This window comes from Streptomyces lincolnensis (genome assembly GCF_001685355.1).
Classification (GTDB): Bacteria; Actinomycetota; Actinomycetes; order Streptomycetales; family Streptomycetaceae; genus Streptomyces; species Streptomyces lincolnensis.
The window spans coordinates 7,477,864-7,490,325 of record NZ_CP016438.1; the positions used below are offsets into that span (position 1 = coordinate 7,477,864).

The 12,462-nt window shown below is 72.3% G+C and carries 10 protein-coding genes; 5 read left to right on the plus strand and 5 right to left on the minus strand.

Annotated features, from left to right (window positions below; genetic code table 11):
- Positions 1 to 100: 100 nt before the first annotated feature.
- Positions 101 to 382 carry an HPr family phosphocarrier protein gene (locus SLINC_RS33255; protein ID WP_067441040.1) on the minus strand — a complete coding sequence of 94 codons (282 nt, stop codon included), beginning with the start codon at positions 380 to 382 and terminating at the stop codon, positions 101 to 103.
- Positions 383 to 557: 175 nt separating this feature from the next.
- On the opposite strand from SLINC_RS33255, the gene SLINC_RS33260 reads away from it, so the two are divergent.
- The 4 genes from SLINC_RS33260 to SLINC_RS33275 all read left to right on the plus strand — a co-directional run bounded on the left by SLINC_RS33260 (position 558) and on the right by SLINC_RS33275 (position 6,042).
- Positions 558 to 3,473, plus strand: a complete 2,916-nt coding sequence (locus SLINC_RS33260) for a bifunctional acetate--CoA ligase family protein/GNAT family N-acetyltransferase (RefSeq protein WP_067441044.1) — start codon at positions 558 to 560, stop codon at positions 3,471 to 3,473.
- A 74-nt stretch (positions 3,474 to 3,547) separates the two neighbouring features.
- Positions 3,548 to 4,144: a DUF5998 family protein gene (locus tag SLINC_RS33265; protein WP_182449230.1), complete on the plus strand. Its 597-nt coding sequence runs from the start codon at positions 3,548 to 3,550 to the stop codon at positions 4,142 to 4,144.
- Positions 4,144 to 5,346: an alkaline phosphatase family protein gene (locus SLINC_RS33270; protein WP_067441047.1), complete on the plus strand. Its 1,203-nt coding sequence runs from the start codon at positions 4,144 to 4,146 to the stop codon at positions 5,344 to 5,346. The genes SLINC_RS33265 and SLINC_RS33270 overlap by 1 nt, the downstream gene beginning before the upstream one ends.
- A 48-nt stretch (positions 5,347 to 5,394) precedes the next feature.
- On the plus strand, positions 5,395 to 6,042 hold the full coding sequence (locus SLINC_RS33275; protein ID WP_067441050.1) for a thymidine kinase: 648 nt from the start codon (positions 5,395 to 5,397) through the stop codon (positions 6,040 to 6,042).
- 75 nt (positions 6,043 to 6,117) lie between these two features.
- Here the strand turns inward: SLINC_RS33275 and SLINC_RS33280 are convergent, their stop codons facing one another.
- Positions 6,118 to 6,936, minus strand: a complete 819-nt coding sequence (locus SLINC_RS33280) for a VOC family protein (protein ID WP_067441053.1) — start codon at positions 6,934 to 6,936, stop codon at positions 6,118 to 6,120.
- Positions 6,937 to 7,305: 369 nt separating this feature from the next.
- Between SLINC_RS33280 and SLINC_RS33285 the strand changes: the two genes are divergently transcribed.
- Complete coding sequence (locus tag SLINC_RS33285) at positions 7,306 to 8,157, plus strand: sulfurtransferase (RefSeq protein ID WP_107406715.1); 852 nt, start codon at positions 7,306 to 7,308, stop codon at positions 8,155 to 8,157.
- Between the two features lie 158 nt (positions 8,158 to 8,315).
- On the opposite strand, the gene sepH is transcribed toward SLINC_RS33285, so the two are convergent.
- From sepH to SLINC_RS33300, 3 genes are all read right to left on the minus strand, one after another.
- Positions 8,316 to 9,377, minus strand: coding sequence for a septation protein SepH (sepH, locus tag SLINC_RS33290; protein ID WP_067441060.1), 1,062 nt, complete (start codon positions 9,375 to 9,377; stop codon positions 8,316 to 8,318).
- 451 nt (positions 9,378 to 9,828) lie between these two features.
- Entirely contained in the window at positions 9,829 to 11,148 is a 1,320-nt protein-coding gene (locus tag SLINC_RS33295; protein WP_067441063.1) for a D-arabinono-1,4-lactone oxidase, read from the minus strand.
- Positions 11,108 to 12,346, minus strand: coding sequence for an MFS transporter (locus tag SLINC_RS33300; protein WP_067441066.1), 1,239 nt, complete (start codon positions 12,344 to 12,346; stop codon positions 11,108 to 11,110). The genes SLINC_RS33295 and SLINC_RS33300 overlap by 41 nt, the downstream gene beginning before the upstream one ends.
- Positions 12,347 to 12,462: the final 116 nt, after the last annotated feature.

Consider the following 12,462-nt stretch of genomic DNA (forward strand, 5'->3'; position numbering starts at 1 on the left):
AGGGCCCGCCCGATAATTCGGACGAGCCCTTCGGTGCTGCGGTACGGCGTCTTTCCTCAGCCGATCCAGCCGATCCAGCCGTTTCAGCCGGTCCAGCTGGTCAGACGGTCTCGGGGAGCTCCTCAAGCCCCTCGGAGACCAGCTTCGCCAGACGGTCGAGGGCCACGTCCGCGCCCTCGGCGTCGGAGGCGAGGACGATCTCCTCGCCGCCCTGGGCGCCCAGGCCGAGAACGGCCAGCATGGAGGCCGCGTTGACGGGGTTGCCGTCGGCCTTGGCGATCGTCACCGGGATACCTGCGGCCGTGGCGGCCCGGACGAAGATGGAAGCGGGGCGGGCGTGGAGGCCCTCGGCCCAGCCGACGTTGACGCGGCGCTCAGCCATGTGATGCTGCCCTTCGGTGTTCAGGGTTGTCTAGACCAGTGTTCCACAACGTGAAGCGTGCCCGGAGGGGTGCTCGACCCCTCCGGGTGTGACTGTCGAACCGCGGCCTCGGTCCGACAGCCGTCCTCCAGACTGCCTCGCGCCGTTGTCGGACGCGAGCCGTACTCTGGGGCCCATGCAGACCTCGCCGGACCGGCACGAGTACCCCGCCCATTGGGAGGCCGACGTGGTGCTGCGCGACGGGGGTACCGCGCGCGTCAGGCCCATCACCGTCGATGACGCCGATCGCCTCGTCAGCTTCTACGAGCAGGTGTCGGACGAGTCGAAGTACTACCGCTTCTTCGCGCCCTACCCGCGCCTGTCCGCCAAGGACGTCCACCGCTTCACGCACCACGACTTCGTGGACAGGGTGGGACTCGCGGCCACCATCGGCGGCGAGTTCATCGCCACCGTACGCTACGACCGCATCGGCGCCGACGGAATGCCCGCGTCCGCTCCCGCCGACGAGGCCGAGGTCGCCTTCCTCGTCCAGGACGCCCACCAGGGGCGCGGGGTCGCCTCCGCCCTCCTCGAACACATCGGGGCCGTCGCGCGCGAGCGCGGCATCCGCCGCTTCGCGGCCGAGGTGCTGCCCGCCAACAGCAAGATGATCAAGGTGTTCACCGACGCCGGCTACACCCAGAAGCGCAGCTTCGAGGACGGCGTCGTCCGCCTGGAGTTCGATCTGGAGCCGACGGACCGCTCGCTCGCCGTGCAGTACGCGCGCGAACAGCGCGCCGAGGCGCGGTCCGTGCAGCGACTGCTCAGCCCCGGCTCCGTCGCCGTGGTCGGCGTCGGCCGCTCGCCCGGCGGCGTGGGCCGCAGCGTCCTCGGCAACATCCGGGACGCCGGGTTCACGGGCCGGCTGTACGCCGTGAACAAGGGCCTGCCCGAGGAGCAGAAGGAACTGGACGGGGTCCCCGCGTACCGCTCGGTGCGGGACATCGGGGAGCCCGTAGACCTCGCCGTCGTCGCCGTCCCGGCGGAGCGCGTCCCCGAGGTCGTCGCCGAGTGCGGCAGGCACGGCGTGCAGGGACTCGTCGTCCTGTCCGCCGGGTACGCCGAGAGCGGCCCCGAGGGACGCGAGCGCCAGCGGGAACTCGTCCGGCACGCGCGCGCGTACGGCATGCGCATCATCGGCCCGAACGCCTTCGGCGTCATCAACACCTCCGCGGACGTACGGCTGAACGCCTCCCTGGCCCCGGAGATGCCCCGCCCGGGCCGGACCGGTCTGTTCTCCCAGTCCGGCGCCATCGGCATCGCCCTGCTGTCCCGGCTGCACCGCCGCGGCGGCGGTGTCACCGGCGTGACCGGCGTGTCCACCTTCGTCTCCGCCGGCAACCGGGCCGACGTCTCCGGCAACGACGTCCTTCAGTACTGGTACGACGACCCCGACACCGACGTCGTCCTCATGTACCTGGAGTCCATCGGCAACCCGCGCAAGTTCACCCGCCTCGCCCGGCGTACGGCGGCGGCGAAGCCGCTGGTCGTGGTGCAGGGCGCCGGTTCCGCCCCGCAGGGACACGCCGTCCGGGCGACCCGGCTGCCCCATGCCACGGTCTCCGCGCTGCTGCGGCAGGCCGGGGTGATCCGGGTCGAGACGATCACGGAGCTGGTGGACACGGGCCTGCTGCTCGCCCGGCAGCCGCTGCCCGGCGGGGCGCGGGTGGCGATCCTCGGGAACTCCGAGTCGCTGGGCCTGCTGACCTACGACGCGTGCCTGTCCGAAGGGCTCAGGCCGCTGCGGCCGCTGGACCTGACCACCGGTGCCTCGCCCGAGGACTTCCACGGCGCGCTGTCGCAGGCCCTGGCCGACGACGCCTGCGATGCCGTGGTGGTCACCGCGATACCGGCGGTGGGGTCGGGGACGGCCGGGGACGCGGCACTGGCCGAGGCCCTGAGTTCGGCGGCCGAGCGGGTGCCGGGCAAGCCGGTGCTCGTCGTGCACGTCGAGTTCGGAGGACTCGCGGAGGCACTGTCGGCCGCGACCAGCACCGCACCGCAGCCGGGCGCGAGCGGACCGAAGCCACGCGCGGGCGAACCCGGCACCGCAAGCCCGGCCGGTTCCTCCGGCAGCCCGTCCGGCCCCCCTCCCTCAGGCACCGGAGCCGCTGCCCGCCCCTTCTTCCGCCTCGACGCGCCCCGACCCGCCGCCGACGCCCCGGACGAGTCCGCCGTCGAGAACCGCTCCCGGCTCATCCCCGCCTACCCCGCCGCCGAGCGCGCCGTACGGGCCCTGTCCGAAGTGGTCCGGTACGCGCAGTGGCGGCGCGACGCCGCCGAGCCCGGAAAGGTGCCCGAGTACGAGGACATCGACGAGAACGGCGCCGCCGAGCTGATCGACGGCCTGCTGACGCGCGGCCAGGGCCTCACCCTCGGCACCGACGAGACCTGCGAACTGCTCGGGAAGTACGGCGTCCAGGTGCACCGCGCCCTGCCCGCGCCCACCCCCCACGCCGCCGCCGACGCCGCCCGCACCCTCGGCTACCCGGTCGCCCTCAAGGCCACCGCCCCGCACCTCAGGCACCGCGCCGACCTGGGCGGCGTACGCCTCGACCTCGCGGACGAGGAACAACTGCGGCGGGCGTACGCCGAGTTGACCGACCTGTTCGGGAAGCCGGAGGAGCTGCGGCCGGTGGTGCAGCGGATGGCACCGCGGGGAGTCGACACCGTCGTCCGGGCCGTCATCGACCCGGCGGCCGGGGCAGTGCTGTCGTTCGGACTCGCCGGGGCCGCCTCCCAGTTGCTCGGCGACATGGCCCACCGTCTCGTCCCGGTCACCGACCGGGAGGCGACCTCCCTTATCCGGTCGATCCGGACGGCGCCGCTGCTGTTCGGCTGGCGCGGCTCCACCCCGGTCGACACACCTGCCCTGGAGGAACTGCTGCTGCGGGTGTCCCGCCTGGTCGACGACCACCCGGAGGTCGTCGCGGCCACCCTGGAACCGGTGGTCGTCGCCCCGCACGGCCTGAGCGTCCTCGGCGCCTCGGTCCGCCTGGCACCCCCGCCCGCCCGCGACGACCTGGGCCCGCGCACCCTTCCCGCCTACTAGCCCACCGCGGCCGGGACCGCGAGCCTTCCGGGTTGCCCCTGACTGGCCCGGAGCGGCCTTACCCGGGGCTTAGGATGGACGTCATGGCCAAGACCAGTACGACGACCCAGGGGCTGCGAGCGGCGATCGAGCGCAGCGGCTACTACCCGGCCCTCGTGGCCGAGGCGGTGGAGGCCGCCGTGGGCGGCGAGCCCATCCGGTCGTACCTGGTCCACCAGGAGACGACGTTCGACCAGAACGAGGTGCGGCGGCATGTGACCGTCCTCGTCCTCACCGGCAACCGCTTCATCGTCAGCCACACCGACGAGCAGGCCGCGGACACCACCTCCCCGACGCCGTACGCCACCACCTCCACCGAGTCGGTCAAGATCGGCCGGATCTCCTCGGTCGTGGTCAGCCGGGTCGTCGCCAACCCGGAGCAGTACCAGCCGGGCTCCCTGCCCCGCGAGGTCGTGCTCACCATCGGCTGGGGAGCCGTCTCCCGCATCGACCTGGAGCCCGCCGCCTGCGGCGACCCCAACTGCGAGGCCGACCACGGCTACACCGGAAGCTCGACGGCGGACGACCTGAGCCTGCGCGTGAGCGAGGCCGGGGACGGCCCGGAGACGGTGCGCCAGGCGCTCGTCTTCGCACAGGCCATCTCCGAGGCGACCGCGGACGTCACCCGCTGATGGCGCAGCCCGCCTCCGCCTGGGACCAGCACCCGGAACCCCTCGCCCCCGACTCCGCACCCGTCCCCGCGTACGGCACCGGCTCCCTCGCCGACCTGCTGCCCACCCTGGCCGCCGGTATGGCCGTACCGGACATGACCGCCACGATCCGGGAGCTCACACCCGCCGACCGGAACTGCGTGTTCCTGATCGACGGGCTCGGCTGGGAGCAGCTCAAGGCGCACCCGGACGAGGCGCCCTTCATGACCTCCCTGCTGAGCAGCTCACGCGGCGGCACCGGGCAGCCGCTCACCACCGGCTTCCCGGCGACCACCGCGACCTCCCTCGCCTCGGTCGGCACCGGACTGCCGCCGGGCGCCCACGGACTGCCCGGCTACACCGTCCGCAACCCGGACACCGGCGAGCTGATGAACCAGCTGCGCTGGCAGCCCTGGACCTCGCCGGCCGCCTGGCAGCCGTACCCCACGGTCTTCCAGCTCGCCGACCGGGCGGGCGTGCACGCAGCCCAGGTCTCGGCGCCCACCTTCGAGAACACCCCGCTGACCAAGGTCGCGCTCAGTGGCGGCACCTTCCACGGCCGGCTGACCGGCGAGGACCGCATGGATCTGGCGGCCGAGCAACTGGCCGCCGGTGACCGGTCCCTCGTCTACACGTACTACGCCGAGGTCGACGGCGCGGGCCACCGCTTCGGCGTCGACTCCGACACCTGGCGCGGCCGGCTCATGTACGTCGACCGGCTGGTCCAGCGGCTGGCCGAGCAACTCCCGCCGCGCACCGCCCTCTACGTCACCGCCGACCACGGCATGATCGACGTCCCCTTCGACGAGCAGCACCGCATCGACTTCGACGAGGACTGGGAACTGCGCGCCGGAGTCGCCCTGCTGGGCGGCGAGGGCCGCGCCCGCCACGTCTACGCGGTACCGGGCGCCTCGAACGACGTCCTCACCTGCTGGCGCGAGGTCATCGGCGAGCAGTTCTGGGTCGCCTCGCGTGACGAGGCAATCGCGGCCGGCTGGTTCGGGCCGCCCGACCGGGTCGAACGCCGGGTGTACGACCGTATCGGCGACGTGGTCGCCGCCGCCCGCGACGACGTGCTGATCATCGCCTCCGAGCGGGAGCCCAAGGAGTCGGCGATGGTCGGCAACCACGGTTCGATGACCCCTGCCGAGCAACTGGTCCCGCTGCTCGAAGTACGCTCCTGACGCCTGCGGGCCGCCCCCTCCACCCGACCGAAAGGTGCTCGACCCACCATGCCCGAGCTGGTGTTCTTCTCCGGAACGATGGACTGCGGGAAGTCGACCCTGGCTCTCCAGATCGAACACAACCGCTCGGCGCGCGGCCTCACGGGCATGATCTTCACGCGTGACGACCGGGCCGGCGAGGGCAAGCTGTCCTCACGGCTCGGCCTGGTCACGGACGCGGTCGAGGTCGAGGACGGCCAGGACCTGTACGCCTATCTCGTCGACCATCTCTCCCAGGGCCGACGCGCGGACTACGTGATCGCGGACGAGGCGCAGTTCCTCGCGCCGGAGCAGATCGACCAGCTCGCCCGCGTGGTCGACGACCTGGCCCTGGACGTCTTCGCCTTCGGTATCACCACCGACTTCCGCTCCAAGCTGTTCCCCGGCTCCCAGCGCCTGGTGGAACTGGCCGACCGCGTCGAGGTCCTCCAGGTCGAGGCCCTGTGCTGGTGCGGTGCCCGCGCCACGCACAACGCCCGCACGATAGGCGGCGCGATGGTGGTCGAGGGCGCCCAGGTCGTCGTCGGGGACGTCGACCAGGGCGACGACATCGGCTACGAGGTCCTGTGCCGCCGGCACCACAGCCGCCGCATGACCGCGGCGACCGCCCACGCGGCGGCCCTGTCCCCGGACGTCCTGCCGGTCTCGTCGTCCTGAGCGGAGCCGGGTCGGCCCAGCGGAGCCGGGCCGCGGCTCACCGCCAACAGCTCGCCGTACGCCCCCTGTTCGGACTCAGGGCGAGGGCGAGTGTGAGACCGGTTCGAGCAGGGAGAAACGGGCGCCTTCCGGGTCGGAGACCGTGGTGACGCGGCCGTAGGGGGTGTCGTGGGGCGGCTTGAGGACGTGGCCGCCGAGGTCCGTGAGACGGGTGACCGCGTCGTCCGTGTCGGAGACCTGGAAGTAGGTGATCCAGTGGGGGCCGCGGTCGCGGGGGAGCTCGGTGCCGACGCCGTGGATGGCGGCGACGGGGCGGTCGCCGACGCGGAGGGTGACGCGGTCGGCGTCGGTGGAGGCGGCGGATTCCTCCTCGTAGCCGAACACCGTCTCGTAGAACTTGGCGACGCCGGCGGCCTCGAAGGTCAGCAGCTCGTGCCAGGCCGGTGTGCCCGGCACCCCGAAGACGGCCGTGCCCCGGTGGGCCGCCGCCTGCCACACGCCGAACACCGCGCCCGAGGGGTCCGAACCGATCACCAGCCGCCCGGCCTCGTCGGCGTCCACCGGCCCCACCCCGATCGTGCCACCGCACAGCCGTACCGACTCGGCCGTCAGATCCACGTCGTCCGAGGCGAGATACGGCGTCCAGGCCACGGGGAGATGCCGGTCGGGCGGCAGCTGGCCGATGCCGGCCACCTCGTGCCCGTCGAGCAGCGCCCGCACATAGGGGCCCAGTTGCCGCGGCCCCGGCACGAACTCCCAGCCGAACAGCGCTCCGTAGAACTCCTGGGTGGCAGCCATCCCGTGCACCATCAGGCTCACCCAGCAGGGCGAGCCGGGCGCATGCCGCACGTGCGTCTCGCCGTTCGGGCCTGCCGACCCCCTTGCCTCGGTCATTGTCCCTCTCTCCCGGCCTCTCGCGGTGGCCGTCTCGCTTCGCTTCCGACTGACGGACCCCCGTGCTCACGGACTCGTGCCGATGCTCGCACCACCCGCCTCGCCGAGCCCTCCGGGCGCGCCGCCCGAGCGACGCCCACTGCGCCGGGCGTGCACCGCCGGCGCTCATTGTCCTGACGGAACGCCGGACACGCCCCGGAAGAATGCCCGCCGTGTGCGTTCCCGTCCGTTTCCGCCCGGTGGCCGACGGGTGTCGATCGGTTGTACAGCATGTGCCCGGTCCCGTACGCCTCGTGATCGGGCCTGCCCGGCCGAGCAGAGTAGCCGGACATGGACGGTGCGGCCACCCCGTGCGCAAGGATGGTGGCCATGAACGCCATCATCTCCGCATCCGAACTCGTGAGCGATCTGGCGGGCGACACCCCGCCCGTCCTGCTCGACGTCCGCTGGCAGCTGAGCGTGGCCAAGGCGGCCGGGGAGCCGTCGTTCGACGGCCGGGCCGAGTACGCGGCCGGACACCTCCCGGGCGCCGTCTTCGTCGACCTGGACCGGGAGCTGGCCTCCGCCTCGGGTGAGCGCGGCCGGCACCCGCTGCCCGACCTCGCGGCCTTCGGCGCGGCCATGCGCCGCGCGGGCGTCTCCTCGGACACGCCGGTGGTCGTGTACGACGGCGGACAGGGCTGGGCGGCCGCCCGCGCCTGGTGGCTGCTGCGCTGGACGGGTCACCCGGACGTGCGGGTCCTCGACGGCGGGTTGCCGTCCTGGAGGGGTGACCTCTCGACGGACGTACCCGAGCCCGCCGAGGGCGATTTCGAGCCCGTTGCGCGCGCGACGGGACTGCTCGACGCGGACGCCGCGGCGGCGCTGGCCCGCTCCGGTGTCCTGCTGGACGCGCGCGCGGGGGAGCGGTACCGGGGCGAGGTCGAGCCGATCGACCGCGTCGGCGGCCACATCCCGGGCGCGCTCTCCGCGCCCACGAACGACAACGTGGCCCCGGACGGCCGTTTCCTGCCCGTCGAGGAACTGGCCGCGCGCTTCAAGGCACTCGGCGCGTCCGACGGTACGGAGGTCGGCGTCTACTGCGGCTCGGGCGTCTCCGGCGCCCACGAGGTCCTCGCCCTGGCGGTCGCGGGCATCCCGGCCGCGCTGTACGTCGGTTCCTGGTCGGAGTGGTCCTCGGATCCCGCGCGTCCGGTCGCCGTGGGTCCCGATCCCCAGTAGCCGCACGGCAAAGGGCCCGCGCAGGCGGGCCCTTTGCCGAGTGCGTGCCGAACGCCGTACGACGCGCTCGCGATGAACGCCGTACGCCGAAAACCCGTACTCAAGGATGTACGGCCGCACGGCTGTACGGCGTCCTGGTCCTGCGCCTGCCCTCGCCCCTACTCCTGCTTCTTCCGCCGCGTCCCGAACACGATCTCGTCCCAGCTCGGCACCGCCGCCCGGCGGCCCGGGCGGACGCCGTCCGCCTCGGCCTGACGGTCGGTCGAGCCGATGAGACGGTCACGGTGGCCGCCGACGGAGCGCGGCATGAGGACGTCCGCGTACGCGGAACCGGCCGAGGCCGCGGGAGCCGGGGGCTCCTCCTCCTCGGGCTCCGGGGTGGGTTCCTCCACCTCGGGAACCACCTCGGCGGGGCGCTCCGGCACCACCAGGTCGCCCCGGAAGCTCGGTACCGCCTCCAGCAGGCTGGTCAGCGAGTCCCGTTCGCTGGCACTGGCGGTGGCGCCGGTGCTCTCCTCGACGGCTTCGGTCGATGCCGCCGGCAGGCTCGGCCGCTCCCGGTCGAGGGCGCGGTCCAGCGGGCGGTCGCGCGGCAGCCGGGCGATCCGCGGTACGAAGGGAAAGCTGGGCTCCGGCGAGGCGGCGAGGTCGTCGGACTCGCCGATCAGCGAGCGCGCCTCCTCGTCGACGGCCTGGACGAGCCGCCGGGGCGGGTCGTACGTCCAGCTCGCCGAGTGCGGTTCGCTCGCCACCAGGTAGACCAGCAGGACCTCCCAGGTGCCGTCGTCGCGGCGCCAGGAGTCCCACTGGACGGAGTCCTTCTCGGCGCCGCGCAGCGTGAGGCGTTCCTGGACGGCCTCGCCGAGCTGCGGCCCGGCGTTCTCGCCGGGCCGACGGACCGGGGTCTTGCGGGCCCGCTCGGCCATGAAGGCCCGCTCGGCCAGCACAGGGCCCTCGAAGCGTCGTACGCGGTCGACGGGGATGCCCGCCATCTGCGCGACTTCTTCCGCGGTCGCGCCGGCACGTATACGCGCCTGGATGTCACGGGGGCGGAGATGGCTCTCCACCTCGATCTCGATCTGGCCGAGGCGCGGACGGTCGCCGCGCACGGCGGCGCGCAGGCGTTCGTCGATCGGTAGCGTGTACTCCGTAGAGTCGGCAGCCTTCAGCACCAGCCGTGTGCCGTCATTGGAGACGGCCACGACACGCAGTTCGGGCATGGGGACCTCCCGGGTGGTGCCTGCCGACGTCACGTGCGTCGCTGCTTCCGCTAGTCGAGTGTGGCCTGCCCGGGTGCAGCCTGCCACAACCTTGCCGAGTTGCCCGGCGTGTCGGGCACAAGCCCTGGACCGCCGTTATGGCACGGTTACCTATTCGCAACGCTAAGTGACCAACTCCGTCACCCTGTGCAACTAGCCCCCTCCCGGCGGTCCTTGAAGGTCGCGGACGCCCTGGCGGGAGACCGAACCCAGGGCTCGCAACAGTACTCCATTTGGGCCACGTGCGTGGATTGGCACGCCACCCAACTTCGGTCATGAGGCGGGAGATCGCCGCCGTCGCACGGTTTCCCGGATCTTGAACGTGGCGTACTTCACGCAATAGCCGGAAACGGAACTATCGGCTTCGCGTGTACGTCCGTCCGCGGCACCGGCGTCGGCGCCGCCGCGTCCGCTACGCCCCCAACACCCGCCGCAGATAGTCGTTCTGGAAGAGCCGGTCCGGGTCGAGCCGGTCCCGCAGCGCGGTGAACTCGCCGAAGCGGGGATAGACACCGGCGAGGTACTCGGCGTCCCGTGTGTGGATCTTGCCCCAGTGCGGGCGGCCCTCGTGCGCGGTGAAGATGCGCTCGGCGGCGGTGAAGTACCTCTGGTAGGGCGTCCCCTTGACCATGTGCACGGCGATGTAGGCGCTGTCCCGGCCCGAGGCGGTGGACAGCGTGATGTCGTCGGCCGGGGCGGTGCGCACCTCGACCGGGAAGCTGACCCGCAGGCCCGAGCGGTCGAGCATCGACTTCAGTTCGCGCAGCGCCTCGGTCACGGCCGCGCGCGGGACGGCGTACTCCATCTCCACGAAACGCACCCGGCGCGGCGAGGTGAAGACCTTGTAGGGGATGTCGGTGTAGGTCCGCGACGACAGGGCCTTGCTGGAGATCTGCGCGATGGCCGGGATCGTGCCGGGCACCGCGCGGCCGACCCACTGGGCCACCTGGAACACGCCGTTGGAGAGGAACTCGTCCTCGAACCAGCCCTGGAGCTGCGGCACAGGCTTCTCCGGGCCGGCGCTGCGGTTGTTGCGCTTGGTGTTGGTGCTGCCGGTGTGCGGGAACCAGTAGAACTCGAAGTGCTCGTTCTCGGCCCACAGTTCGTCGAACTCGGCGAGGACCCGGTCGAAGGGCATCGGCTCCTCACGGGCGGTCAGCAGGAAGATCGGCTCCACGGCGAAGGTGATCGCGGTGACGATCCCGAGCGCGCCCAGTCCTGTGCGGGCGGCGGCGAAGACCTCCGGATTCTCCTTCTCGGAGCAGGTGAGCACCGAGCCGTCGGCCGTGACCAGCTCAAGGCCCCTGATCTGCGCGGCTATCGACCCCGACTCGCGGCCCGTGCCGTGCGTTCCGGTGCTGGTGGCGCCGGAGACCGTCTGCTCCATGATGTCGCCCATGTTCGTGAGCGACAGGCCCTCGCGGGCCAGGGCCACATTGACTCTCTTGAGCGGAGTACCGGCCTCGACCGTGACGGTCATGGCATCCCGGTCGATGGCGCGGATACCGGTCAACAGTTGAGGACGGATCAACACACCGTCGGTGGCGGCGATCGACGTGAAGGAGTGCCCACTGCCGACGGCCTTCACCTTCAGGCCGTCCTCGGCGGCCCCGCGGACGGCGTCGGCCAGCTCGTCGACCGAGGCGGGCGTGACCTCCCGCGCGGGACGTGAGGCGACCGTGCCGCCCCAGTTACGCCACGTGCCGTTCTTGCCGCTCGCTGTGCTGCTCAACGGTGCCTCCCCGACGTGGAGCCGGCCTCTTGAGCCGGCGATACCCCAGGAAACCGACCGCGACCGCGACGGCCCCGGACACCGCCGGAACCCCGTACCCGGCCTGCGCACCGGCGGCGTCGATCACCCAGCCGGCCACGGAGGAGCCGAGCGCGACCCCGACCGCGAGCCCGGTGCTGATCCAGGTCATGCCCTCGGTCAGTTGCGCGCGTGGTACGTGCTGCTCGATGAGGGACATCGTCGTGATCATCGTGGGAGCGATGGACAGGCCCGCAACGAACAGCGCCACGGCCAGAAACGGCAAGTTTCCGACCAGTAGGAGGGGGATCATACTCACGGCCATCGCGCATATGCCCAGCAGCCAGCGAGGTTCGGGCGCCCCCTTGAAGTGCAGCAGTCCGAACACCAGGCCCGCGACGCACGAACCCGCCGCGTACAGCGCCAGCACGATGCTCGCGGCGCCCTTGTGCCCCTGCTCGTCGGCGAAGGCGACCGTGACCACGTCGACCGCCCCGAAGATCGCGCCGGTCGCCACGAAGGTCGCCACCAGGACCTGGAGACCGGGGGAGCGCAACGCCGTGCCCTTGTTGTCGTGTTCGCGCGGATGCGGGGCGGGCTCGGTGCCGCGCTGAGCGGTCAGCCAGAAGACACCGACCGCCAGGAAGCAGGCCGCGAGCAGCGGGCCCGCCTCCGGGAACCAGACCGTGGACAGCCCGATGGAGATGATCGGCCCGAAGATGAAGCAGACCTCGTCGATCACGGACTCGAAGGAGTACGCCGTGTGCAGCTGCGGGGTGCCCCGATACAGGGCAGCCCACCGCGCGCGGATCATCGCGCCGATGCTCGGCACGCATCCGATGCCCGCGCTGAAGACGTACAGCGTCCAGTCCGGCCACCCGTAGTGCGCGGCGAACAGCAGTCCCGCCGCCGCGACGAGCGAGATCAGCGTCGCCGGACGCAGTACCCGCCGCTGCCCGTGCACGTCCACCAGCCGCGAGACCTGCGGGCCCGCCACCGCCGCGGCGAGCGCGATGGTGGCCGACAGGGCACCCGCCAGCCCGTACCGCCCGGTGAGCTGGGAGACCATCGTCACCACGCCGATCCCCATCATCGACAGCGGCATCCGGCCGAGGAACCCGGCGGTGGAGAAGGCCTTGGAGCCGGGTGCGGCGAACAGGGCGCGGTAGGGGCTGGGCACGGAAGGCTCCGGTCGGGGAAGAGCGGTGGGGCCCGTGGGAGGGCGAGGGGTGCGCGGGAGACCACGCGTAAGGCGTGACTGCGGCTGATACAGCTTACAAGCGAGGTGACCCCGAC

Excerpts from the sequence above, each read along its gene's own strand:
- SLINC_RS33255 (WP_067441040.1), bottom strand. The coding sequence starts at position 382 with ATGGCTGAGCGCCGCGTCAACGTCGGCTGGGCCGAGGGCCTCCACGCC.
- SLINC_RS33270 (WP_067441047.1), top strand. The coding sequence starts at position 4,144 with ATGGCGCAGCCCGCCTCCGCCTGGGACCAGCACCCGGAACCCCTCGCC.
- SLINC_RS33275 (WP_067441050.1), top strand. The coding sequence starts at position 5,395 with ATGCCCGAGCTGGTGTTCTTCTCCGGAACGATGGACTGCGGGAAGTCG.
- SLINC_RS33265 (WP_182449230.1), top strand. The coding sequence starts at position 3,548 with ATGGACGTCATGGCCAAGACCAGTACGACGACCCAGGGGCTGCGAGCG.
- SLINC_RS33280 (WP_067441053.1), bottom strand. The coding sequence starts at position 6,936 with ATGACCGAGGCAAGGGGGTCGGCAGGCCCGAACGGCGAGACGCACGTG.
- SLINC_RS33260 (WP_067441044.1), top strand. The coding sequence starts at position 558 with ATGCAGACCTCGCCGGACCGGCACGAGTACCCCGCCCATTGGGAGGCC.
- sepH (WP_067441060.1), bottom strand. The coding sequence starts at position 9,377 with ATGCCCGAACTGCGTGTCGTGGCCGTCTCCAATGACGGCACACGGCTG.
- SLINC_RS33285 (WP_107406715.1), top strand. The coding sequence starts at position 7,306 with ATGAACGCCATCATCTCCGCATCCGAACTCGTGAGCGATCTGGCGGGC.